Raw genomic sequence first — 24,787 nt, 5'->3', positions numbered from 1 at the left:
TTCCCATGCGTGACGCAGTCGTCGTCGACGCCGTCCGAACCGCAGTCGGTAAACGAAACGGTGCACTTTCCCGAATGCATGCAGTCTCGCTGTCTGCACATGTTCTCGAGGCCTTGGCCGATCGAGTCGATCTCGATCCGGCGCTCGTGGACGACGTGATCTGGGGTTGCGTCGGCACGCTCGGGATGCAGTCCGGGTGCATCGCCCGGTCTTCGGTCCTGGCGGCCGGTTGGCCCGAACATGTGCCAGGGGTAACCGTCGATCGCCAGTGCGGATCGTCCCAACAGGCAGTTCACCAGGCGGCCGCCGGCGTGATCTCCGGCCAGTACGATGTCGCAATCGCGGGCGGCGTCGAGATGATGAGCGCCGTACCGATGGGCTCCGCACGTGCCGACGCACGTTTCGGTGAGCCGCACGGGCCGCTTGTCTGGGAGCGCTACAACGGTATTCGTTTCAACCAGGGTATGGGCGCCCAGATGATTGCCGAAAAGTACGGCATCTCGCGGGCCGAACTGGATCAGCATGCGCTGGATTCGCACGAGCGCGCCGCCGCCGCGATCGACGAAGGTCGTTTCAAGGATCAGATCACTGCTGTGACGGTGACCGACGCCGACGGCCGCAGCAGTGTCTTCGAGAAGGACGAGGGGGTGCGTCGCGGTGGCACTCTCGAGAAGCTCGGATCGCTCAAACCTGCTTTCTCCGAAGACGGCTCGATCACTGCCGGCAATTCGTCGCAGATCTCCGACGGTTCCGCCGCGCTGCTCGTGACCACCAGCGAGTTCGCGAAATCTCGAGGTTGGGCACCCATCGCACGTATTCACACCGCGGTGGTCACCGGTACGGATCCTGTCACCATGCTCGAGGGTCCCATTCCGGCTACGGCGAAAGCTCTTGCGAAGTCCGGTCTCTCGATCGGTGACATCGGTGCGTTCGAGATCAACGAAGCTTTCGCCTCGGTGTCGCTGGCCTGGCTCCGTGAGACCGGCGCCGATTACGAACGCATGAACCCAAACGGTGGCGCGATGGCATTGGGTCATCCGATCGGTGGTTCCGGCGCACGTCTGATGACCACTCTCGTACATCACATGAGAGAGAACGGCATCCGCTACGGATTGCAGTCCATGTGTGAAGGCGGCGGAATGGCCAATGCCACGATTCTCGAGCTGATCTGAGATGACGGCTACAGAAATTCAGAGCCCTGACATGAGTTCGAGTTGGCCGCTCGGACTGCCACGCAGCTTGGAATATCCCGAATGCGGTGCCGACGCGATTCTGGCCGGAGCGGCCCGCTCGTACCCCGAACGTCTCGCCCTCGTCGACGGCGACACGTCACTGACCTACTCGCAATTGCATGATCAAGCGCTGCGCGTAGCGCAGGGTCTGCGGGAGCGTGGTGTCCAGCCGGGTGACGCAGTGGGACTGCACATGCCGAACTCGATCTGGTTCATTGTCGCGTACTACGGCGCACTGTGCGCCGGAGCAGCAGTGGCTCCGATAAATCCGGCGCAGCCTGTGACCGAATTGAAGCGCCAGCTCGACGACGTCGACGCCAAGGTCGTATTCACCCATCCATCTTGTGCTGCAACGGCAATCGAGGCCAACACACTGTCCGCACCGCATCGCATCCTGGTACTGGTTCCGGGAGTCGGCGCGCAGTCAGGCCATTGCGAAGGTCTCACCTCCATCACGGACCTCGCCTCGTCGAAACCATTGGCCGACTACCGGGTGGATCCCAACCTTGTTGCTCACCTGCAATTGACCGGCGGCACAACCGGAAAGTCCAAGGCCGTACGGGTACTTCACCGGAATCTCGTGGCCAACGTGCTCCAATCCGCCTGTTGGCGCTCCGGGCATCGAGCCGAACTCGTCGACGGTGCACTTCTCGTTCGGCCGATCGAGGGCGCAGTCACGCGTTACTCCATCGTTCCGGGTGAAGGCGCGTCGATTTCGATCGCGCCTCTGTTCCACGGCCTCGGTCTGGTCAGTCACAACTTCACCACCTTGCTCGGTGGCACGGTGATACTAGGGACGCGCTTCGATCCGGACCGATTTCTCGCCGACGTCGACAAGTATCAGGTGACGTACATCGGCGGATCTCCCACGATGTACTACGCGTTGCTACGCGCACGGACTCTGCGGGAGCACGGTCTGGGTTCGGTTCGGATTCTCGGATCCGGAGCAGCCCCACTCGATACGACGGCGATCCGTACACTGCGAGAGGTCTTCCCGAACGCGCTCGTCACCGAAGGCTACGGGCTCAGCGAAGCAACAATGGGTCTGACCATGGGTTCACCGTGCGACGAACGCCCCACTCCGTTGGGAAGCGTCGGGCTCCCCTTCCCCGACACCGAGATCGAGATCCGCGACGAAGTCACCGAAGCCGTCTTGGCTACGGGTGAGACCGGGCAGATCTGGGCCCGCGGGCCACAGATCACCGACGGATACCACAACGAACCCGAACTCAGCGCCGGTCAGTTCATCGGCGGTTGGCTTCATACCGGAGACATGGGTTGGCGTGACGAGCATGGCAACCTGTTCATCGGCGGCCGCTCCAAGGACTTGATCATCTACAAGGGTTACAACGTCTACCCGCAACCGCTCGAAGAGTTGGTGTGCACGCACCCCGACGTACTGCAGGCGGCCGTGGTCGGCGCGCCCGACCAACTGGCCGGGGAGATTCCGGTGGCCTTCGTCGTGGTCAACCCGGAGTCGGTCGATCGCATCGAGCAGATTGCGACCGAGATCATGGATCACGTTGCCACGCAGGTTGCTCCGTACCAGAAGATACGCGAGGTATACGTACTCGACGAGCTACCGTCGACGCAGACCGGGAAGATCCGTAAGAACGAACTTCGCGACACTCTGGCGCCCTGAGCGTTCGGCCGTCCCACGACCACAGGTGCGCGGTATCCGAGAACCGGAAGGATACCGCGCACCTGTTTGCTCTTCGTCCTCGCTCAGCGAGGTCGACTGCGACCCAGCCTTCGTACGACCAGATCTTCTGTAGCAGATCGATGTTCGTCGCTCGCCCGGATCAGTTCGGCCGAATCTTGATCGCGAACGGCCTGGAGAATCCGGCCGTGGTCCTCGGAAACCTTCCGACGCGACGACGGCTCGTGAATGTACAGGGCACGATAGAAGTCCGACATGTACCAGAGCCGATCCACTTCCTGCAGCACACGCTGCAGGGGCGAGTACGAGAACAGACGAAAGTGGAACTCACGGTTGGCTTCCTGAAACTCTGGACCCTGCTCGCTCGGTTCCGCCTGGTCGACCTGCTCCTGGATTCGTTCCAACTCGGCGACGTCGACGCCACCGAGATCGATCGACGCCAGGATCTCCGTTTCGAGCAGACGTCGCATCAGGTAGAGCTCGGAAAGATCTTCGCTGCTGAATCTGGCGACGGTGTACCCAGTGTTGGACTTGTGTTCGAGGACGCCCTCTGCCTGCAAGGTCGAAAGTGCCTCACGGACCGGAATTCGGCTGACGTTCAGCCGCTCGGCGAGCTCGCTTTGGTGGACTTTCTGTCCAGGCAGCAGCTCACCCGAGACGATCATCTGCCGGATCTGTTGCAGGCAGCGTTGCGCACCGGTTGGTTCCTTCACGGTGGATACGATAGTGGTCGCGTCGACTTCACCTCGCGTTGAACTGCGGTTGCACTCGTGCGAGGTTGGCCTCGATGCCGGCGACGCAGTCCTCGGTCCCCCACAGAACAACCTGCTCCGCCAACTCGCGCTCGAGAACAGTGGCAACCTCGTCCCGTAGCCCCGCGCGCAACGTCGCCTTCATGGAGCGGACGGCCAACGGTGCACTCGAGGCAATTTCGTGGGCGTACGCCAGTGCCTCTTGCCGAATGTTCGCATCTTCGGCCAATCGGTCCACCAAACCGAGTTCGTGCGCCTGTACGCCCGTCAGCCGCCGCGCCGTGTACAGCAGATCCGCTGCAGACTGCATCGAGACGATTCGGGGCAAGGTGACGCTGAGGCCGAATCCCTGGTGGAACCCCAACGCAGCGAAGTTCGCGTGCAACCGTGTCGACGGCCCGGCGATGCGGAAGTCCGCGGCGCAGGCGAGGCCGAGACCACCGCCCACCGCGGATCCCTGCACTGCCGCAATCACGGGAACCGGAATCTCGAACAGCCGCAACGCCTCGGTGTAGATCGCGCGCACCGTGTCGGCACGATCGGGCCCCAGTCCACCCTCACCGAAGTTCGCGCCGGCACAGAAGTGTTTGCCCGCCGAGGCGAGAACTATCGCGCGAATGTCTCCACCGTTGACGAGACCGGCTGCCGCATCGGCGATCTGCTGCAGAATCTCCTGATCGAAGTAGTTGGCGGGCGGGCGTGAGAACTCGATGGTTCCGACGTGTCCGTCGATTTCCACGTGCACGGCATCGGTCATGACTTCAGCTCCAAGGTCGGTTGTGGGTCGGTGATCAAGCGCGGCAGGGAGGGCCTCGTCGCGACAGCACTTCCGAGTTGCGTTGCAAGCGCGATGTCGTCGCCGAACTCCGATCGCCAGGCATGCAGTCGTCGGGTGAGTTGTTGCAAGCGGTATTCGCGGGTCATGCCGATCGCACCGTGTGCCTGGTGGGCGGCGCGCACGCTCGCGAGCGCATTCTGCGAAACCACCAATTTGGTTGCACACACTTCGAAGTCGGCGTCGCGACGGGTTAGCGCGTGCGCCGTGCGATCCACGGCCAGTGTGGACATCGATGCCATCTGTGCGAGGGTGACGATGTGCTGCTGGACGGCTTGGAACTGCGCAATCGGCCTGCCGAACTGCACCCGCTCCGAAACGTAGCGACGGGTCAACGTCGACACCGACTCCATGGCTCCTGCCATCTGTACCGAGCGCAAGAAGGCACCGAGTCTACTGAGAATCCGGGCATCGACCGGGTTGTCACCGTCGACGGTGCGCGCTTCGGTGAACGTCAGACTCTGACGCGGTTGCCCTGCGAAATCCGTCCCGGACCCGATCTCGGCATCGGAGATGTCCAGAAGTACAACTCGATCACCGAGAACTGCCGCCAGCACTGATGCTGCGCTCCCCCATGGCACATCGTGAAAGGTTCCCGATACGTGGCCGTCGCCGATCCGACGCGCATCGTCGCGCTGCGATCCCGGGGCGACGGTTGCGATTCCGGAGGGCACCGGTAGCCCGGCCGCTGCTGCCAGCCTGCCCGCGAGGTAAGTCTCGGCGAGAGGCAACGGCGCAGCGTGCCTCGCAGCAGCGCGCTGCACAGTCACGGCGTCGAGGAGCGAGCCACCGGAACCACCAACAGATTCGGGAAGACCGACCAGCGGCAACCCCAGTTCCACTGCTGCGTTCCAAAGTTCGCTGGGAAGACCGTCGATCTCGGCCTGCGCCACCACTTCGGTGCCGGACTTCTCGGCGAAGAATTGCTCGACCATCGCTTCGAGGTCGGCGTCGAATGTGTACGCGTTGATCTCTGACCCCGAATTCATCGGTTCAACCCTTTCACGATCACGGTGCGGAGAATTTCGTTTGTGCCACCGCGAATCGACCACGACGGTGCCACCAGCACAGCCCGGGCGAGCAGTGACTCGTACGGGTCGTCGGATGCAAGGTCCGGAGCCCGGCCGAGGTGCCGTGCCACGGTGGCAACACAGTCCTGTTCGAAGCGTGTTGCCATTTCCTTGATCAGCGCGGCCTCCGTGACCGGCGAGCGACCCGCGTCGACCATTCGTGCAATGGACAGCGACATCCCACGAAAAGCCCAGCAGCGCGCGGCAATCGAGCCCAGATCGGCCAGGGCCGCGGGGCCGCCCTGCGCCGCCTGGTTGGCTGCCCAGTTCTCGAGGACCGGCATCAGCGACATCCAACGGTCGACGCCACCTCGCTCGAGTGCGAGTTCACCGGTGTTTTGTCCCCAGCCCGCTCCGACGTCGCCGAGGCGACGCGAGTCCGGCACGAAAACGTCCTGGAAAGACACCTCGCAGAAGTCCTCGCTTCCGTCGATGAACGGAATGGGTGAGACGGTCAGGCCATCGCTGTCGCGATCGACGATCAGCTGAGTGAGTCCGTTGTGCTTGTCTGCCGAGGTTCGAAGCAGGGCGAGTATGTGTGTGGCGTGGAAGGCACCGGTGGTCCAGATCTTGGTTCCGTTGACTTTCCATCCGCCCTCGACACATTCGGCGCGAGTTCTTACCGATGCCAGGTCCGAACCCGAGTCGGGTTCACTCATTCCGATCGAGAACGAGAACTCACCGTTCGCGATACCTGGCAGGAAGTGCCGCTTCTGTTCTTCCGTGCCGTTGGCTGCGATGCTCGGACCTGACTGTCTGTCTCCGATCCAGTGATAACCGACGGGTGCCCCGCGCGCGAGAAGTTCTTCCACGACGACCAATCGATCCACTGCCGACCGCCCGCCCCCGCCGTATTCCTTCGGCAGAGACATTCCGAGCCAGCCACGGCTACCGAGATCTCGCGAGAACTCCGGATCCACTGCCCCGGACATCCCGAGTCCGAGCGGGTAGCTACCGGGGGTGAGCCGCTCGTCGAGGTACTCCCGCACTTCTGCCTGAAGTTCGAGTTCCTCGATCGTCAGTTCTGTTGCGTCGAAACGCATGGACGTCTCCGATCAGTTGAATTCATCGACTAGGTTCTCAAGAAACATATACAAAAATGTATACCATCTTGAATGTGACTGTCCGCCAACGGCACCCGGCTACTCTCTCGACTAGCCGCCCAGCAGAACTGCGGAGCCGATCTCGAACAGGCGCTCAGGCAGGTCGTCACGACGACGTAGCCGGCCGATACGCACCGCGTTTTCCACAACGGTCAATGCGGCATTGACGGTTATTCTGGCCGTCGCGGGTTCGAGCCCCGGACGAACGTCGTCGAGCATCTTGACCCACAACGCGACGTACTCACGCTGATTCTGTTCGCACGTGCGGCGGAACTTGTCCGGCAATTGGTCGAGTTCACTGATCAACAGTCCGATCAGATGACGCTCGTTGATCGCGAAATCAATATGTGCCGCAAGCAATCCGGACAACGCATCCTCCGGTCCCGATGCGGCAGCGAGCGCCTGCGCAACACCGATCCGCCGCCGCTCACCACCTCGCGAAACCGCCGCGATCAGAAGGTCGATCTTGGCATCGAAGTGGTTGTACACATTGGGGCCCGTAGTTCCGGCAGCCTCACCGATGTCCTCGGTGTTGACCGCCTGGTACCCACGCTCGTCGAACAGACGAATTGCTTCGGTCAACAAGAGTTCACGCCTGGGCATCGCCAACGGAACGTGACCGGTCGGCGTCTCCACCTTCACCTCGGAGTGGCCGAGTTCCGTATGCACCGCCCGCTCCGCCAACTCCGCCAGCAGCAGTTCCATCTGACGTCTCGGCAGGGACACCCGATGCGAGGACACACTGTTGAAGACAGCGATGAGAGCCCAGGCGAGTAGATAGCTGTCTTCCTCGTCGAGTTCGGGGCGTTCCGTTCGGATCAGCGCAGCATCGCGTGCGGCGGCACTCTTGAGCGTCGCGCGCATTTCTTCCCGTTGCTCGTCGGGTAGGTAGCGGGCTTCGCGTTGCCACAGCAGCGAGAGCCCTCGACGACGAGATACCGAAACCGCAAGCTCGGCGATCATCGATTTCAGATCCTCGGACCCGGCGACCCGGTCGTAGAGCGATTCGATGCCCGCGTTGACCGCGGCGTAGAGAAGATCCGGCTTGTTCTTGAAGTGCCGATACAGGGCAGGCGCCGTGATTCCAACTCCCGCAGCCACCTGCGCAACGGACACGTTGTGATAGCCGTGCTCACGGAAAAGTTCACCAGCAGCAGCAAGTATCTGCTGCTTGCGGTCGTGGGGCCGACGTACGACCATCCTGACTCTCTCCTTCGCGACAACCGGAATTTCCGAACAAACCGGAATTCCGAACAACCAGTGTTGCATCGTCAAACACACGTCTATGAGTTATTATTCACTTATTGCCGGAAAACAACAGCTCATTCCGCAATTTTCTCTCAACATCTGGTTAGAGAACCTTACCTCACCTCAGAACCGGACACCTGACTTCAGGGTACCGAGCCCAAGGAGAATCACGTGCAACGAACCGTCTACAACAGCGATCACGATACGTTCCGTCACATGATTCGGACGTTCATCGCCCGTGAGGTCGTCCCACACTTCGCAGAGTGGGAGGAAGCCGGCATGGTTCCCCGGTCACTGTATCGACAGTTGGGTGACCTCGGAATATTCGGAATCGAGCTACCCGAGGAATACGGCGGCGGCGGGGAGACGAGCTTCAAGTATCAGGCAGTGATCCGTGAGGAGACCGCACGGGCAGGGGTCACTTTCGGCGCCGACGTCGTCCACACGTGCCTCGTCCTTCCCTATCTGGTCGAGTACGGCAACGACGAACAGAAAGCTCGGTGGCTTCCCGGTTTCCTCTCCGGTGAACTGATGACCGCCATCGCGATGACGGAACCGGGCGCCGGTTCCGACCTTGCCGGGATCAAGACAACGGCGAGACTGTCCGGTGACGGCAGCCACTACATGCTCAACGGATCCAAGACGTTCATCACCGGCGGAGTGCAGGCCGACTTGATTCTCGTGGTCGCCCGCACCAGTCCTGCAGGCGATGCGGACCGCCGCGCTGGTCTGTCGATTCTCTGCGTCGACACCACGTCGGAAGGCTTCAGCGTCGGTCGCAAGCTCGAGAAGTTGGGGCTGCGAGCGCAGGACACTGCAGAACTGTCGTTCACCGATGTCCGCGTGCCGATCGAGAACCTCCTCGGCGAGGAAGGTGCCGGGTTCGGCTACCTCACCCGAAATCTCGTCCGGGAACGACTCGGCGCCGCCGTGGGGTCTTACGCGAATGCGAGCGCAGCAATCGAGTTCGCGACCGCATACGTCAAGGAGCGCGAGGTCTTCGGCACCCCCGTGGCTCAGTTCCAGAACACGAAATTCGTCTTGGCAGAATGCTCGGCAGAAGTCGCGGCCGCGCAAGCTGCGGTCGACCGAGCACTCGATCTGGACGAGATCCGCGAGTTGACCGTCGCGGACGCCGCGAGGATCAAGCTCTTCTGTACTGAAATGGCCGGCCGCGTCATCGACAAGTGCCTGCAACTACACGGCGGATACGGCTACATGCGTGAATACCCGATCTCACGTCTGTATGCGGACACACGGGTCAACCGAATCTATGCGGGTTCGAGTGAAGTGATGAAGACGATCATCGCCAAGGACATTGGCATCTGACTCAAGCTGATTCGGCCCCACCTCGACAATCGAAGTGGGGCTGAATCTTTGTGATTTCGCCTGATCAAGCAGGGAGGAAGATGCTCTTGGCTTCGAGGTACGCTGCCAGACCTTCCGGGCCGAATTCGCGCCCCACTCCCGAATTCTTGTAACCGCCGAAGGGACCAACGACGTCGAATCGTTGGCAGTTGACCGAGAAGGTGCCGGTGCGAATCTGCCGTGCCACCTCGACGCCGTGCTCAGTGTCCGCGGTCCAGACTGCTCCGGAGAGTCCTAGATCGGAATCGTTGGCAATCGCGATTGCGTGGGCTTCGTCTTCGAAAGGAATCAGGCAGACGACCGGCCCGAAGATTTCCTCGCGAGCAATCCGCATGGAGTTGTCGACGTTGCCGAAGACCGTGGGTTCGACGTACCAGCCCGTCGAAAGCCCCTCCGGAACAGACCCTCCCGTCAAGATCTTCGCACCCTCTGCCTCGCCGATTCCGACATAGTCGAGCACTCGTCGCTGCTGCGCCGCACTTGTCATCGGGCCGATCACAGTCGCCGGATCGGTAGGATCGCCGACCTTCATCGCCGCGACTGCGGCAGCGAACTTCTCCGCGATCTCGTCATACCTGCTGACCGGCAACAAAATACGCGTCAGCGCGACGCAGGCTTGACCGCTGTTGGCGAACGATCCGGCCAAGATATTGGGCAGCGCCTGATCGACATCTGCGTCTTCGAGGACTATCGCAGCCGACTTGCCACCGAGTTCGAGGGTCACCCGCGTGAGATTCGCCGCCGCAGCGGCCATGATCGCCTTACCTGCTGGCACCGAACCGGTGAAGGCCACCTTGTCGATTCCGGGGTGGGCAACCAGATAAGCGCTCACGTCTCGTTCGGCAGGCAAGACGGTCAGCACTCCCTTTGGAAGCCCTGCCTGTGAACAGATCTCGGCCAGCAAGTTCGAATCGAGCGGTGTCTCCGGAGCCGGTTTCAAGATCACCGCGCATCCACTCAAGAGTGCCGGAGCAAGTTTCGCAGCGATCACCAACTGTGGCACGTTCCACGGAACGATTGCGGCCACGACACCCACCGGTTCGTGACGGATCAACATCGGGCCGCCGACGCCCGCACGCGACTCTTCGAACGGGAACTGCGCCGCAACGGCACACGCCGCGCCGTAGGCCGCAACGGCTCCCAACACCTGCGTGCGCATCGCCGAACTGGCCGGAGCACCGTTCTGCCGCGAGATCAGCGCTGCGAATTCCTCACTCCTGGCGAGGATCGCGTCCTTGATGCGAGTGACGACCGCGATGCGATCAGCAAGAGGTGTCTGTGCCCACTCCCCGGAATCGAATGCCGCCCTCGCGATCTCCACTGCGCGGTCGACGTCCGCCGTCGACGCCGCTGGGACCGAACCGATCACGCGCTCCGTGTGCGGCGACATCACCTCGATGACTCCACTACCGGACGGCGTCACCCATGCACCGCCGATGAATAGTTCCGTGTACTCGACACGTGTTTCCATACTCGTCCACTCCTAGGATTAGTGTCCAACGGATCAGTGTTTCGAACCATCAAATCTGCCGCAGACCATCTGATTCAGATCATAAAGTTAATTCTAAATAATGCAACCATACTTTTCACTCGCCCTTGACACATTTAAGGATATTGCCTTACCGTGGCGAAAGACCCCACCCGAACGAGTAAGGATGACGGACATGACGGCATTCGTGAGCGGACAGATCTATCCGGTAGCAACCGATCCACTCGCCGCCTACGGGCCGCTCGTGGCCTCTCGCACCGCGGAGGGATTCGAAGTGTTGCCGTACACACGTTTCACACTCACTCCGACGACGCCTACCATCGGTGCAGAAATCTCGGGAATCCAACTGAGTGGCCAACTCTCGGATGAGACGATGTCGGAACTTCGCCGAGCGCTACTCGAATGGAAAGTACTCTTCTTCCGCGATCAAACTATCGATCGCAGCGAACACCGAGATTTCGCGAGTCGATGGGGCTCACTGGAACAGCATCCGTTTTTCAAGTACACCCAACCCGGTCAAAGCGAAGCCGACATAGTCACACTTGCAAAAGATGCGATGACCGGCGGGGTCGAGAACAACTGGCACAACGACGTCAGTTGGCACGAATTCCCCTCGTTCGCAGCGGTATTGCGCGCAGTCGAGGTACCCCCGGTCGGAGGCGATACCTTGTGGGCCGATACCGGAGCGGCATACGAGCTACTCCCAGAGGGCATCAAAGAACGCATCGACCAGCTTGTTGCCGAGCATGATTGGATCAATTCGTTCGGCAAGCACATGGATCCGTCGACGGTGGCGAAGTTGCGTCCACAGTTCCCGGCGGTTCGACATCCGGTGGTGAGAGTGATTCCCGAGACCGGCCGAAAGGTTCTCTTCGTCAATCTCAGCTTCACCCAGAGGATCGTCGGGGTGTCCGAAGCCGAGTCCGACGAGCTACTCACCCTGCTCTACCGACACGTACATCGTCCCGAGTTCCAAGTACGACTCAAGTGGCGGACGAATACGATTGCATTCTGGGACAACCGAACTTGTCAGCACTACGCGGCCAGCGACTACTTCCCCGCCCGCAGAGTGATGGATCGAATCTCGATAGTCGGCGACAGACCCGTGGGCACTCGCTGACGCGGCAGCCTCAGGAGCTGACGAACGACTCGACCATCCGTCGTTCGGCGGCCCTGTCTGCAAGAGGCCACGCCAACAGCATCAACACGATCCGAACCACCCACTGCGACTGTTGACCTTCGGGATCCAATCCAGCAAGTTCGAGTGCAGTACGCGGCAGCAACGGAGAAGACACGAGATACTCGTCTATACCGTTGGCCCGCGCCGCCGCAAGGCCATGGCTCATGGCGGCGTCGGCTCTGATCGCGTCGACGGCGACGAGGATCGACTCCACTATCCGCTCGTCGCCACGCAGTGATTCGACGGCAGCCGAAACCTGGCTCGCCACGGACGCCGCACCTCGCGACAACAGCCCCTCACGGATCGCGGACTTGCCACCCACGTAGCGGTAGAGCGTCGCCCGCGAACAGCCTGCGCGGGAAGCGACGTCGTCGGCATTGAACCGATCGAATCCCTGTTCTCGAATCAGCTCTGCTGCAGCCGCGAAGATGCGCTCGGTTGCGAGTTCACGGCGGTTACCGCCGGCCAACCAGTCGGCGGCGCGGCGCTCGTTCACACCGGTCACTCTCCGTCACCTCGTCTCACTCTGAGACAGATTTAATCAGAAATCTCTCCGTGGGGGAAGGCGGAGAGCCTCTGACCTGGGAGAAGCAGGGAAGTCAGAATGTGCGTGAGATTTTCACAAAATGCCAGTTCAGAGGCATTTTCTACCTGTTGACTTCTCCTTCCTGGCCGTGAAATCTTCCCTTCGTGACACCATCGACGCTCGACATCAACCCCTTCCTCCTCTCGAACATCGACGACCCGTACCCGCTCTACGACGTACTCCGGCGCGAGCACCCCGTGTACCGAATTCCCGATACCGACTTCTATCTGGTGTCGACGTGGGAACTGGTCACCGAAGCCGTTTCCCGTACGGAGGACTTCTCCTCCAACCTCACCGGGGTGCTGGTCCGTACACCGGACGGTTCGGCCGTGACCTTCGATATGGACAGCGGCGGGAAAGCTGTTCACGTTCTCGCGACTGCCGACGAGCCCGACCATCAGCACCATCGCAAACTTGTCCTGCCGACACTGGTCGCCAAACGCATACGAGCACTCGAGCCGACGATGCTCGGGTACACGCAGCAGTTGTGGGACAACGGCTTCGACGGTCGCCACATCGACTGGGTCACGTCGATAGCGGACACCCTCCCACTGCAGATGGTTGCCGCACTGATCGGCTTGCCGACAGCCGACGTCCCCCAATTGCTGGCGTCGTCTTACGACAGCACCGAACTTCTCAGCGGCATCGTGACGGCGGAACGGTTTACGGACGTCGTCACCTCGGCGGCCGAACTCACCGGGTACCTCTACAGCAAGTTTCGTGAGGCGCGGACAAACCCGGTCGACGATCTACTCGGAGACCTCGTCCGTTGCTGTGACGCAGGCGAACTCAGCGAAGACGTGGCCGTTCTGATGCTGGTGCAACTCGTCGGTGCAGGTGGCGAATCGACCGCCGGACTGATCGCCAACTCTGCTCGGCTACTCGCCGAGCGCCCCGAGATACAGACGCAGCTGCGCGAGGACCCTCTACTCGTGAGCGCATTCCTGGAGGAGACGCTCAGACTCGAGTCGCCTTTTCGCGGACACCACCGACATGTCAATGCGGACACAAACCTCGGCGGAGTTGCGCTACCCGCCGGCAGTCATCTCATACTGCTGTGGGGCTCGGCGAACCGCGACCCGGAGTCGTTCGCCGAGCCACACGCGATGAACCTCGACCGGGCCAATCTCCGAGCGCATTTCGCCTTCGGCAAGGGAGCACATTTCTGTGTCGGGGCCGCGCTGGCCAGGCTGGAAGCAAAAACCGCCATCGCCGTACTTCTCGAAAACAGTTCGCATGTCACAGTCGATTCCGAATTCCCGCCACGTTGGGTCCCCAGCATGTTCGTACGCCGCCATCAGAGTTTGCGTCTCGCTGTCACCGGATAGTTTCACTCAGTTGTCGAAATTGTGGGCTATCCAATCGATTGTCTGCATTCCGAACAGGTCTGTCCCCCAACCGTATGGATCCGCGACTGCGCGATCCATACTGCAGTCGGTGGGCTGATAGCTCACGTCCGTCCCTCGGCTTCTGTACGTGTCCGCCAGTTCTCGCGCATCAGCTGCCGGTACAAGTGACATCGGGGAGTCGTCCTTTGCGCACGAAGTTATCAATACCTTCGACGCCGGAGCACCGTGGCCCAATACGTTGTCGTCGTACGCACGCTGGAAGCTGGGTTCTGTGATCGGATCGATTCCCGGCGCGAAAAGGCTTGCCAACGGTACGAACGGAAGCGTGAAGTACGCCGGCATCTGGCACTCACCCCGGTACACGTCGGCAATCACTCGGCCCACGGGATTGAGCTTGTCGTTCAACTTCATCTCGGGATACCACGGTTCGAGACCGAGGAGCGTCGCAAATCCGAAGCCCGCGCCGACCGAGGAATCTGTTGTCTCCATGAATGTTCGGGGCTTGATCACCATGCCCTCGAGGACTGTCGAGACGATATCGAGTTCCGGCGCGTAGGACTGCGCAGATTCTGCGGCGAATGCCGAACCGACTCCACCACCAGCGATTCCGAACAACGCAATCTCCGCCTCCGGATTCAGCTCGGAATCCTGCAGCTGAAATGCTGCGCGCACTGCATCCAACTGGGCGTGCCCGGCGAACTTACCCGCGAAGACACCGTGGGGATCACGGTCTCCGTTGTTCCCGACGTCGGAAATCACTACGGCATAGCCTTTTCCGAACATCAGCGCCAGTGGACCCAAGGCCGACCAGGAGGCGCCGTCCAGCGGATCGCCGCCGGTCCAGTGTGAACTCGGATGACAGTAGCCGCCGACGCTGTCGTTGGCCTCCTGATAGCTGATGATCTTCTTCTCCGACGCCGGCGTTCCGTCGATCGGGATCATCATGATTCCAGTGCTCACTACCGGCGTCGAACCGTCGATTCCGGTTGTGACATACATGATCTTGTAGGCGTCGAGCTGTCCCGGTTTGTATCCGGTGAACAGTACATCCACCTTCTTCGACTTCAGGAGATCACCGGGACGCTCGGCGCCGGTCAACACCGGCTCGTCGTAAAACGGATCATCGGCGGTGAGTGCAGTGAAGATCTCCTCTTCGGATGCGAACTCCCCTGAACTGAGAGCACCGACGGTGAACCCGTTGAATACCTCTCCCAGAGTTGGGGTGTCGGTCCGAAACTCCTCGGATACAGGAGTTTGCACGTCTTTCGGGACATCACTGTCCGGCACCTCAGCTCCAGCCGTTGCTGGCAGGCCCAGCGCAACGGTCAGCGCCACCAGCGGCGCCAACCTTCGGAATGTGGCCGACGACATCACTGAACCGTCACTTTCAAACTGGAGAGGGCCGATTCGAGAGTTTGTGGGAGGGTCATCATCGGGCGGTGGCTCTCCAATTGAATTTCGTAGGGAACACTCAATGTGGCTACGAGCCGTGGCCAATCTTCTTCGACCATCGCTCGGTACTTCGGCAATAGCTGTGAGGTGATGTAGTCCCACCGGTCCTCGTACACCGACCAGTTCCAATCCGGCAGTGGCATCGTCACGTTCGCGGTGCGTCCGTCGGCAAGTGTCGTCGTGAACTCGAGGGGCCGGAACGAGCGAGGCGGGACCACGCCGGCGACCGAGGGCGAGCCGGCAACGGTCGATGCGTAGGTGATCGCTTCTCCCACATCACCTTTGTAGGCGCGCACGGTATCCCACTGGTCGCGGATGATCACCCCTTGCTCACGCTGGAGCAGCGCCGCGTTCCCCAGTGCAATTCGATCCGGATCGCCGGACGCGACATCACGCCAGGCGTCCATGACATCCTTGCCGAATAGTCCGGCACTCTGCATTTCCTCCAGTGCGGGAAGCCCTTCATCCACGTATGCCTGATGCATCGGCATCAGATCCGAGAAGATGTTCTTCTGCATCACCAGGATCATCCCCAGCGCATAATCCAAGTCGTCCGCAGTGACGTTCCTGCCCACCGCCGCGAGTGCGCGCAGCCCTGCCGGCAATTGGTTCAGCGCTTGCACGCCAACCTGATCCGTGACCTGAGAAACTATCGAATTGGCAACCTGCTGCAGATTCGGAAACGAGTACACGTCCGCCATCAGTTCGAAGTCGATCAATCCCCCGCCGAAGTCTGCGCCTACCTGTCCGCCCATGCCCGCCCACTGCAATTCCGGGTGACCGAGTTGCAGATCCTCGTAGAAGCGGTACGACTTCACCAGGTTCGTGCGATTAGCCGACACTCCGGCGCGCGGATTCCACGATGAGAGATCGATTCCGGCGGCTTCCGTGGCAGCGACCAATCGATACTGAAACAGCAAGGCCGCATAGGATTCCGGACTGCGACCACTGGCGCGGGCTTCTTCCACAAGGGCTTGCAAGGTGCCGAGATCAGTCGGCAAAGCGGGATGGACACCGCCCGGACCGTGTTCGGCATTCCGATTCACCAAAGGCAAATTCACGTACTCGTCCAGTTCGGACGCCGAGGCTGATGTCTGGACCGACAGCAACGCGGAAATCGCCAGCGCACATGCCGCCGTGGCTGCCAATACGTCGCGCGCCCAACGACGTCGCCGAACTACGGCCCCCAGGTTCACGCGCATATCGGTCCTCGTACTCAGGTCGGCAATCGCCCCGATCGATCACCGACACCAAACTTACTTTGCAGTAAGATAGCTCGAGACCTGAAGGAATACCAATTCCGTACGAGCACTCTTGGCACCTCTACACGTCGTTGCCACCTGCAGTTGCTTATCCCGTTCCCGAATCGCCGAAACCTCACCAGCCAGCGACCGGCCGGTTACCTGTTACCCGACACGATCAGAGCATGCGGATCCACGCCTGTGCCCCCGGGTCCGCAGACTCGGGGGCACAGGCGAGATATCGAGTGATCAGCCGCTACCCGAAGTCAGGCATGTTCTGCCCGCTGTCCTTGTAGAACTTCCACGTGCCGTCCTGCGGCGACTCCATGATGCGGTAGACCTCGGTTGCCCCGACAATCCACAACTGGCCGTCGTACCAGTGCAGAGTGGAACCCGATTCGACACGGCCACTTGCGAGTTCGTTGCCGTCGGCGTCGACCACTGCAACCTTGTTGCCACCCGCAGTCCAGCCGCCGGTGAGGCCGCCACTCTCGACTGTGTCCGTCAGAACCGGCTTCGGATCAGCCGAGGGAGTGGTCTCCGGCGACGTGGTTTCCGGGGTGGTCGGTGCCGGAGTTGTCGTGCTCGGTGCCGTCGTGGTCGTGGCCTCGGTTGTACTGGTCGGCTCGGTGGACGTTGTCGGATCGACGGTCTCGCTCGTGGACGGAGCTTGGGTAGTGGTCGTCTCCAACGCATCCGGCTCGTTCGGCACCATCGCTTCGGCCTGCATCCTGCTCAGAGGGTTCGCCCCGTTGGGTGCCGGTGTCGTCGGATTCCAGGTGGAGACGTTCTCCCATGCCTGGTTGGCCTTGTTTGTTCCGGTACTACCTTCGCACTCTGTGCGGTTGGAAACTACGTCTTTGTGCGACATCCCCTTGTTCGAAACTGTGTAACCTGACGATCTCGCCGGGCCATTAACCGTATACACCCGGGCATAGAGCCCGTCACCTCGCGGACTGACAGCTGTGATGCCGCTGATCTTCCGATCATTCGCAGCCTTCGAGAAAGGTCCTTGCCGGACCACACCACTACCGCGATCGACAAGCTCGACCACATAGCCTGTCGCACCTGGAACCTCAGCCCAGGTGATCTCTGCCCGATTAGCCGTCAAGTCGTACCAACGGTCAGGGTTTGTCGTGCAGGTCACTGACGAGGTCAGCGGAGTTGGATAGAAGTTGCCCGTCGCCACCTGTGCGCCGGTCGAATTGACCGCGTCAGTCGAATTGGCCAACGTCCCGGTGGTCTGAGCCAGGCCGAAAGCCATTGCAGCAGCGCCGCCGATGGCGATCAACGACCGCAGCGACTTCATGCGGGTGCTAGCCCGACGCATTTCAATCATTATGAGCCTCCTGAAGCTCCCCGCAGGTTTCGTCAGCATCGACGCGGGCGTCATTTGTAGTGGCGGCGCGGGCATTCTCCAGACGCCGGTCTTTAGTTCGTCCAAATGCGATGACCAGCACCGCGCCTACCAATCCGCCGCCGAGGAAAGTTGCGAGCGGACTGGAAAGCCAAGCAACGACATAGCCGAGCCCACCGACGCTGGCGAACACGCGGTCTGCCTCGGTAATGGTGTACGGCAGTCGATCAGCCACATTGTTGGCATCGCCCTTGAGCGTGGCGAGCACGGTGTCCGCTCCTGCCGATTCGAGTTCGACCACGCGGTGGGTGATACGCACGCCTTGGTCGTTGTCGACGCTGATCACGTCGCCGACAGCGAGTTCAGTTGCAGGCACGGTCTTCGCCAGCGCCAGCGCACCGGTGGAGATTGCAGGTTCCATCGAACCCGAGCGGAACACCAGTGGTTTGATCCCGAATATCAGGGACGCGAGAGTGGCGATAATGCAGATGAGCCCGGCGACCGCAGCCACATTCAGGGCAATTTCCTTGCCGCGACTGCGTCCCACGGTCACCTCCTCATCGGTGCTGTCCATCGCGATGATCACTGCCCCGTTGCGGTGAAGTTGAAGCCCAGATCGGCGATCTTGAACTGCTCCGTCTGACCTGCGGTCGAATCGACGGTCACCTTGATACACACCTGCTCCGAAACACCGGCAGCGAGTGATCTGCCGGAGACGAGTGTCGGGTTGCCGGAGAACGCTTGCTGCGTCCCGATGATCGGTCCTGAACAGGTACTGCCGTCGTTGGCACCGCTCTGATGTAGAGAAACCTTGAGCTTCCCGATCAGCGCGGACGAGCCGGTGGCCGTTGCCGATACTGCCCACTGGAAGTCGGCCGTTCCGGTGTTCTGAACCGTCAATGCCCCGGCCTCACTCTGGCCTGGCAGCATGCTGTTGCGCTTGAGTTCGGTGAATTGGTGTGCGGGCCGCTGGTTGTCGACTTTCAGCTGGACCGACGAAGTGCTGAACATGCCGGTGGTCGCGGTAGCGCTGTCGGACCACGCCGCCATCGTGCCGACCGCTCCGAGGCCCAGGACCATGCCGAGTGAGAGCACGGCCCGGGTACGTATCCAACCGGTCTCGCCCAGACGGCTTCGCATCCGCGCCCCGAGACGCGCGCCGCCGCCCGATTTCTGTTCTGTAGACATTCTGCTGTCCTATTTCGATTCGGAGTTTGGTGCCGATGGATCGGCGGGCAATACCGGCGCGCCGAGTTCAGGGCCGGAAAGAGTCGGGTCGGTGCCACTTTCGTCGTCATCGGCCTTGCCCCGCTTGTCGCGGATGCCACTGACGACCATCCACACGGCATATACAGCCAGGCCCGCAGCCACGCCCGTGGTGAGAATCGAACGCGATTGCCCGTTGATCACCGAGTTCACCCGGCCCAGATACGGCACCGAGTAGATGACCCGACCACGGATCTGCTCGGGCACCAGCGACCACGAGTCGGCGACGGGGTTGTTGTCGCCGCGAGTGTGGATGCGACGCTCCCCTTCCCCGGTGTAGTAGATGCCCTCGATGCGGTGGGTGACCACCGCTGGATCGCCGGAGACGGGCTGGAACGTGATCACGTCCCCGGTGGTCAGATCCTCGTTAGGAGTCGGCTTGACCACTATGAGCGTGCCAGGGGGCATGGTCGGTTCCATCGAGCCGGTGAGAACCGTGTACGCGGTGGAGCCGGTGAGTCGAGGGATAACGACCATCACCGCGAGAACGCCGATCATCAACAGCAACAGCACCCACGAGACGATGGTGCGAGTCCACCACCAGAGGGTGGTCTTCTCTCCTGAGTCTTGTTCGGGATCATGTTGCCGCTCAGATGTTTCCACGTGTGCGCTGTGCCGGGGTCGATACTCGGCACGTTCGCCCGCGCGCCGGCTTCTCGCGGTGACGGTCATGACTGGCTCACTGAGCTTGCGTCGAAGGTGAACGTCGCGTTGGACTGTTGGCTCGCTGCCGCGCCCTGGCCCAGCGTGGCCCGCAGGCACAACACCTGCATCTGCCCGGCCGGAACCAGCTGCTCCGAAAAGGCCGCACCGTCCATGGCGCCGTTGTAGAGCTCAGTGCCCACGTCACCAGTGGCGGTGCAGGCCGCCTCGTTGGCTACCTTGGCCACGCGCAGGCTCAGCGGCGGTGGGGTGGCGCCGTTGAGTACAACATCGGAAAGCACGTAGTTCATCTGCACATTGCCGGAGTTGATCACCGGCAAGGGCATCTGAATGCTGTCGCCCGGGCCCTTGTTGTCCAACTTGAACCCATCGAGGTTGAACTGCTTGACCCCTTCACCGCCGGCAGAGATATCGAGCATGCCTGCCTGAATAGTGCCGCCGGTCGATTCTGCGGTATCGCGCCACAGCGCGCCGGTCTGCTGCACCGAGACGAACCCGATGAGCAGAACCGACGACGCTGCGATCGCCCATTTGTACTGGGTCTTCACGTGACCTTCTTTGGCTTAGTTGAGCGTCTGCTCGAGGGTGACCGCGCCGCCGGCGAGGCTGGCGGTCTTCGTCTGACCGGTGTTGTCGCCCGCGGCCCCCGCGTTGAATGTGATGGTGGTCGTGAACGTTGCCGCCTGATCCAGGCCGGCGGTGTACGTCGTCACGGTGCCACTAGCCGGGGCCACGGTCAGCTGATTCAGCGTGACGAGGTCTCCGGTGACCCCCGTGAGCGAAGGCGTCAACTTCGCCTTCAGGTTCGTGCCAACGAGGTCGATGCTGTAGTTCGCGGTGTAGGTGACGACATCACCGGGCACAATCAGGTCGCTCGCGGGATTGAAGGTACTGCCGTTTGCCCACGTCCACACGCCGGCGCCGACCTGCTCGACCGACAGCGAACCTGCGCCAACCGTCTGCGGAGCGCCGCCGTTGGTGGACGAGTTCCACGCGGCCATGGTTCCGGCACCGCCTGCAAGCAGAACGGCAGCCGCACCTGCGGCGATCGCACCCTTTGTGGTCTTGTTCATCTGGTATTCCTCCTGTGCAGTTCGCGGCGGGACATCCGACGCGCTTGGTTGAGCCCGGGCCGTGCGGATGTGCACTCCGGTGAAACAGCCCCAGGAAGGGGCATGGGAAATGAAGCCGCCGAATTGAATTCGGTGACCGAGAATGCCGGCGATGCGCGGAGATGGTCGAGATCGCCCCGCGCATCGCGAGTTCTAAGTGGCCGGTTGGGCCGGAGTGGTTATCCGCCGAGGCTTCCGAAGAGGTCCAGGCTTCCGAGCGAACCGGTGCTACTGCCGAGCGAACCGCTGCTGCTGCCACCCGGATCGGTAGTTTTCGCCGTGACCTTGACCGTGACTCCCGCGGAGGCGGGGCTGGTCCCACCCGCATTTGTCGCAGTGGCGGTGATCGGATGACTGCCGGGTGTGGTGATAGTCAAGTTGCAGCTGAAGTCCCCACTCGCATCCGCGGTGGCGGTGCAGGTGGCACCCCCTCCGGTGACAGTGACGGTGCTGTTCGGCTCTGCCTTGCCGGAGACCTTGACGGGTGTACCCGCCTCTACCTCGGCGGCGCCCAGAGACAAGTCGGTCGGAGCACTGGGGGCGACCACAGCAGGCTCGCCCTCCACCAGAACCAGACCCCAGCCGGGGTTGATCTCGTATCCCTGCAGGACTTCGCTGGCCGGGATACCAATCATGAAACCGACCATCACGTTGACGTTCTGCGCGAGAGGCGTCTTCACCAACTCGATCCGAGTCGCGGAATTCGCATCCGGTCCGATCACGAATTGCTGGCCGACCTGGCTGCCGATTTTGCCCCGCACTGTCGCGGTGCCGCCGCCAGAGACGGACCAGCCCTCGCTGAAGAGTGTGAGCGTAGCGGGAAGGTCGCAGACATTGCGGACGTCGAAGGCCATCTGCGTGCCCTCATCTCCGGGAATCGGGATGTAGTCGGTTCCATCGGGCCCGAAGGCTGGCGGCTTGACCCACGGTCCACCGTTCTGGGACATCTCCAGGCACTGGTCAGTGATGTCGTCGCCCGGGGCAGCCACGGCGGTACCGGGAGCAAGCAGCGCACCCGAGGTCGCGAGGAGCAATGCAGCCGGCAGCGCCGCCAACACAGCAGTGGCGCGCCGGGGGAGACGGGATTCGCGTCCGTCCCCGACCGGGAAAAATCGAGGCATGTGAAGACTCATTTCGTCTGTCCCGTTGCCGGGCATTGGGGTGGTAAGACGACAGATCCAGGTACATCCGCCATCGGTGCCGAACATGTTGCAGAAGGCTTGCGAGCCGAACCGTGACGCTGTGCATGCCCTCGCTCATACATAGCTACTGCTCCGCTTCGGATCAATTTTTATCACACGTATCAGCTTTTGTGGCGGTTTTACTGGTCAAACGTTCAGGAGGAATTCGAACACTCCATGCGGGTGAATTATGCGCGCTGACCAGTACTGTTGGAAACAGTTAGCTGCGCTTCGTAACTTGTTCCCGAAAAACCTTTTGGTGCCGAAGGGGCGATTCGTTCCGCTCGTTACGAGAACACGTTCTACATACTCTTGGTATGTCCGAGGATATTCACGAACGAACTCGCCGAGAACAGCGACCCTCGAGCAAACAGAAGGATCGAACCGTTTCGAGCACGTGCTGCATTTCGTTCACGAACGCCACGGACACGGGCATCGTCGATCGCTGCGCCTCGCCGGATCAGACGGCCATTACAAACCCTCGCACGCTCCGAAACCAGCACTCCACCAATAACTTTGTCCGACCATCGAATAGCGACTGCCCCTGGTGCATCCAAAGCTGTGGGCCGGGAAGCAAATTCGCTACCCGGCCCACGTGCGTCTACAGTTGCGAAGCCGGTAAGGAGTTGACTACCGGTACCCAATCCCAAGGTAAAACTACGAGCACCTACACCTCGAAGACGGTCTCACCGCCGACAACCGTGCGCAGGACCGACAATTCGTTCAATTCCTGAGAAGCGCTCCGCAACGGATCTCCGTCGAGCACAACAAAATCCGCCAAAAGTCCCACCGCTATCCGACCTTTGTCCGATGACTCACCGGTGAGACGGGCGGCAGCGCTTGTGTAACCGGCCAACGCATCGGACGCGGAAACCCGTTGCTCTGCACCCAGAACATGACCTTCTCGCGTCACACGGTGTACGGCTGTGTTCATCGTGAAGAGCGGGTTCACGGGAGTGACAGGGCAGTCGCAATGCAGCGCGTAGGCAAGCCCGGCCGCCACAACCGAAGCCACGGGGCTGATCCGCTCGCCGCGACCCGGCCCCAAGAACCGATCACGGTGCCGGTCGCCCCAGTAGTAGACGTGGTTCACGAAGATCGACGCCACCACCCCGAGGTCGACCATCCGCGCGATCTGATCTTCCCGCAACGTCTGAACGTGCTCGAGTCGATGCGAAACTTCGACGTCCGGGTGTGCCGTCCGTGCCGCTGCAATTGCGTCCAGTGCAAAATCGATGGCTTGATCACCGTTGGTATGAATCGCAACCTGTCGGCCGGCAGCGTGATGTTCCTCGACCAGCGCCCCGAGTGCACCTGCCGGGATTGCCATTCCGCCGCAGTGGCATCCACCCAGATCGTGGTACGGCTCGGTCAGGGCAGCGGTGTGCAACTGAATCGACCCATCCGAAATGAGTTTGACGCCGCCCACACGAACTCGGTCTGTCGAATCGGCGAGTTCGCCCAATTGATCGTGAACCCCGTGGCCGAGGTAGAGGCGCGCACGCAGACGCAGTTCACCATCAGCGTCGAGTTGCCGGTACGCCTCGTACATCTCGGCTGTGACGTACATGTCGTGAAAACTTGTCACGCCCACCGAAGCCATGACTTCCTGCGCCCGCAGCATCGCGATCTTGGACGCATCCGGATTCATATCCGGAACAAGTCCGTGTACCAGAGACATTGCCGGAACCTCGCACAGTTCACCGGTGGGTACACCGGCGCTGTCCCGAACGATGACACCACCCTCCGGATCGACCGTGGTGGCATCGATCCCGGCCTTCTCCAGTGCGACCGAGTTGACATAGATCCCGTGAGCAGACAAGTGCCGCACCAGAATCGGATGCTCGGTGGATGCCTTGTCCAGATCAGCTGCGGTCAGACCTCGATCCTCCGCCACGAGGCTGTCGTCGAAGCCCCACGCTTCTATGGGCTCGCCAACTGGTGTGATCGCGGCCCGCGCGGCCAACGCCGTGATCAACTGCTCGATGGTCGGGCACGCACTCGTCGTTGCGTCGACCCCACTGAGCATCAAACCCCACATCATCGGATGAAGGTGCGTCTCGATGAACCCCGGAACAATCACCGCTCCGGCGAGATCGACAACGGAGGTTTCGGAATCGGTCAGCGCCGAGATCTCGGCATCAGTTCCGAGAGCGACAAATCTGCCGTCCTTGACGGCCACAGCGGTGGCGTTATCGCTGACAGCACCGTCCATGGTCCTGATCTCGCCGTTGATGTAGATGTGGTCAGCCACCGGTGTCATACGCTTGTCTCCATTCGTTTTCCGACTACAGTCGTCGAGGACTTCTTCGCAGGTATCCGCGTCGCCACAACCACTCCGGCCAAAATCATTCCGGCACCTGCAAGTTGGACGAGAGTTGGGGTCTGCGCAAGCATCACCGCGCCGAACAGCAGTGCCGACGCCGATTGCAACACCAGGCTGGCGGCGACTGCACTGGCAGGCAGACGCTGACTGGCGCTTGCCACCAGGAGCCACCCGATCACCTGAGATACCAACGCGAGCAGGACAAGCCAGCCTTGAGCTACGAGCGAAGGCGTCAGATCCAAAGTTCCACTCACGAGGCCGTATGCACCTGCAGTGAGGGCAGTGGCTCCCGTCGAGACGAACATCGGCAGATCCGT

At 61.4% G+C, this 24,787-nt stretch carries 23 protein-coding genes; 5 read left to right on the top strand and 18 right to left on the bottom strand.

The features are described 5' to 3' along the window. Positions 1-5: 5 nt before the first annotated feature. Together H7C86_RS10395 and H7C86_RS10390 are read left to right on the top strand one after the other, a co-directional pair. A complete protein-coding gene (locus tag H7C86_RS10395) occupies positions 6-1,172 on the top strand; it encodes a thiolase family protein (RefSeq protein WP_020909010.1) in 1,167 nt (388 codons plus the stop codon). Between the two features lie 31 nt (positions 1,173-1,203). Then, positions 1,204-2,874 carry a class I adenylate-forming enzyme family protein gene (locus H7C86_RS10390; RefSeq protein ID WP_070386451.1) on the top strand — a complete coding sequence of 557 codons (1,671 nt, stop codon included), beginning with the start codon at positions 1,204-1,206 and terminating at the stop codon, positions 2,872-2,874. Between the two features lie 83 nt (positions 2,875-2,957). On the opposite strand, the gene H7C86_RS10385 is transcribed toward H7C86_RS10390, so the two are convergent. From H7C86_RS10385 to H7C86_RS10365, 5 genes are all read right to left on the bottom strand, one after another. Next, positions 2,958-3,605: a GntR family transcriptional regulator gene (locus tag H7C86_RS10385; protein ID WP_019745179.1), complete on the bottom strand. Its 648-nt coding sequence runs from the start codon at positions 3,603-3,605 to the stop codon at positions 2,958-2,960. Positions 3,606-3,633: 28 nt separating this feature from the next. Then, positions 3,634-4,401, bottom strand: a complete 768-nt coding sequence (locus H7C86_RS10380; RefSeq protein ID WP_070386426.1) for an enoyl-CoA hydratase/isomerase family protein — start codon at positions 4,399-4,401, stop codon at positions 3,634-3,636. Next, the gene (locus H7C86_RS10375) at positions 4,398-5,468 is read right to left on the bottom strand and encodes an acyl-CoA dehydrogenase (protein WP_020909014.1); all 1,071 of its coding nucleotides are present in this window, start codon (positions 5,466-5,468) and stop codon (positions 4,398-4,400) included. Before H7C86_RS10375 ends, H7C86_RS10380 begins: the two co-directional genes overlap by 4 nt. Beyond that, positions 5,465-6,592, bottom strand: coding sequence for an acyl-CoA dehydrogenase family protein (locus tag H7C86_RS10370; protein WP_046379231.1), 1,128 nt, complete (start codon positions 6,590-6,592; stop codon positions 5,465-5,467). The genes H7C86_RS10375 and H7C86_RS10370 overlap by 4 nt, the downstream gene beginning before the upstream one ends. A gap of 111 nt (positions 6,593-6,703) precedes the next feature. After that, a complete protein-coding gene (locus tag H7C86_RS10365; RefSeq protein WP_242459767.1) occupies positions 6,704-7,852 on the bottom strand; it encodes a TetR/AcrR family transcriptional regulator in 1,149 nt (382 codons plus the stop codon). A 219-nt stretch (positions 7,853-8,071) separates the two neighbouring features. Between H7C86_RS10365 and H7C86_RS10360 the strand changes: the two genes are divergently transcribed. After that, complete coding sequence (locus H7C86_RS10360; RefSeq protein WP_019745184.1) at positions 8,072-9,229, top strand: acyl-CoA dehydrogenase family protein; 1,158 nt, start codon at positions 8,072-8,074, stop codon at positions 9,227-9,229. Positions 9,230-9,293: 64 nt separating this feature from the next. Here the strand turns inward: H7C86_RS10360 and H7C86_RS10355 are convergent, their stop codons facing one another. Next, positions 9,294-10,739 carry an aldehyde dehydrogenase gene (locus H7C86_RS10355; protein ID WP_182261520.1) on the bottom strand — a complete coding sequence of 482 codons (1,446 nt, stop codon included), beginning with the start codon at positions 10,737-10,739 and terminating at the stop codon, positions 9,294-9,296. A 184-nt stretch (positions 10,740-10,923) separates the two neighbouring features. Here H7C86_RS10355 and H7C86_RS10350 point away from each other — a divergent pair, with 184 nt between their 5' ends. After that, on the top strand, positions 10,924-11,877 hold the full coding sequence (locus H7C86_RS10350; RefSeq protein WP_019745186.1) for a TauD/TfdA family dioxygenase: 954 nt from the start codon (positions 10,924-10,926) through the stop codon (positions 11,875-11,877). A gap of 10 nt (positions 11,878-11,887) precedes the next feature. On the opposite strand, the gene H7C86_RS10345 is transcribed toward H7C86_RS10350, so the two are convergent. Continuing rightward, positions 11,888-12,442 (bottom strand): TetR/AcrR family transcriptional regulator, encoded by a 555-nt coding sequence (locus H7C86_RS10345; protein WP_182261519.1) that lies wholly within the window; start codon positions 12,440-12,442, stop codon positions 11,888-11,890. 185 nt (positions 12,443-12,627) lie between these two features. Here H7C86_RS10345 and H7C86_RS10340 point away from each other — a divergent pair, with 185 nt between their 5' ends. Next, the gene (locus tag H7C86_RS10340) at positions 12,628-13,851 is read left to right on the top strand and encodes a cytochrome P450 (RefSeq protein WP_182261518.1); all 1,224 of its coding nucleotides are present in this window, start codon (positions 12,628-12,630) and stop codon (positions 13,849-13,851) included. Between the two features lie 6 nt (positions 13,852-13,857). Here the strand turns inward: H7C86_RS10340 and H7C86_RS10335 are convergent, their stop codons facing one another. The 11 genes from H7C86_RS10335 to H7C86_RS37200 form a co-directional block, all read right to left on the bottom strand. Then, positions 13,858-15,243: a lipase family protein gene (locus H7C86_RS10335; protein WP_372461216.1), complete on the bottom strand. Its 1,386-nt coding sequence runs from the start codon at positions 15,241-15,243 to the stop codon at positions 13,858-13,860. Further along, positions 15,243-16,526: a hypothetical protein gene (locus tag H7C86_RS10330; RefSeq protein ID WP_182261516.1), complete on the bottom strand. Its 1,284-nt coding sequence runs from the start codon at positions 16,524-16,526 to the stop codon at positions 15,243-15,245. The genes H7C86_RS10335 and H7C86_RS10330 overlap by 1 nt, the downstream gene beginning before the upstream one ends. A 295-nt stretch (positions 16,527-16,821) precedes the next feature. Next, a complete protein-coding gene (locus tag H7C86_RS10325; protein ID WP_259349082.1) occupies positions 16,822-17,904 on the bottom strand; it encodes a hypothetical protein in 1,083 nt (360 codons plus the stop codon). After that, positions 17,897-18,496, bottom strand: a complete 600-nt coding sequence (locus H7C86_RS10320) for a signal peptidase I (RefSeq protein ID WP_020909024.1) — start codon at positions 18,494-18,496, stop codon at positions 17,897-17,899. Before H7C86_RS10320 ends, H7C86_RS10325 begins: the two co-directional genes overlap by 8 nt. Positions 18,497-18,504: 8 nt before the next feature. Further along, the gene (locus tag H7C86_RS10315; RefSeq protein ID WP_019745193.1) at positions 18,505-19,110 is read right to left on the bottom strand and encodes a SipW-dependent-type signal peptide-containing protein; all 606 of its coding nucleotides are present in this window, start codon (positions 19,108-19,110) and stop codon (positions 18,505-18,507) included. Positions 19,111-19,119: 9 nt separating this feature from the next. Then, positions 19,120-19,791 (bottom strand): signal peptidase I, encoded by a 672-nt coding sequence (locus H7C86_RS10310; RefSeq protein ID WP_223257981.1) that lies wholly within the window; start codon positions 19,789-19,791, stop codon positions 19,120-19,122. Positions 19,792-19,856: 65 nt separating this feature from the next. Then, complete coding sequence (locus H7C86_RS10305) at positions 19,857-20,399, bottom strand: hypothetical protein (RefSeq protein ID WP_019745195.1); 543 nt, start codon at positions 20,397-20,399, stop codon at positions 19,857-19,859. 15 nt (positions 20,400-20,414) lie between these two features. Then, the gene (locus tag H7C86_RS10300) at positions 20,415-20,924 is read right to left on the bottom strand and encodes an alternate-type signal peptide domain-containing protein (protein WP_020909027.1); all 510 of its coding nucleotides are present in this window, start codon (positions 20,922-20,924) and stop codon (positions 20,415-20,417) included. 218 nt (positions 20,925-21,142) lie between these two features. Continuing rightward, positions 21,143-22,084, bottom strand: coding sequence for an Ig-like domain-containing protein (locus H7C86_RS10295; RefSeq protein ID WP_223257982.1), 942 nt, complete (start codon positions 22,082-22,084; stop codon positions 21,143-21,145). Positions 22,085-22,811: 727 nt separating this feature from the next. Beyond that, a complete protein-coding gene (locus tag H7C86_RS10290; RefSeq protein WP_182261515.1) occupies positions 22,812-24,407 on the bottom strand; it encodes an amidohydrolase in 1,596 nt (531 codons plus the stop codon). Next, positions 24,404-24,775, bottom strand: a complete 372-nt coding sequence (locus H7C86_RS37200; RefSeq protein WP_259349081.1) for a DMT family transporter — start codon at positions 24,773-24,775, stop codon at positions 24,404-24,406. Before H7C86_RS37200 ends, H7C86_RS10290 begins: the two co-directional genes overlap by 4 nt. Positions 24,776-24,787: the final 12 nt, after the last annotated feature.

The organism is Rhodococcus sp. UFZ-B548 (assembly GCF_903819475.1).
Classification (GTDB): Bacteria; Actinomycetota; Actinomycetes; order Mycobacteriales; family Mycobacteriaceae; genus Rhodococcus_F; species Rhodococcus_F erythropolis.
This window is presented reverse-complemented; position numbering and strand designations above follow the sequence as displayed.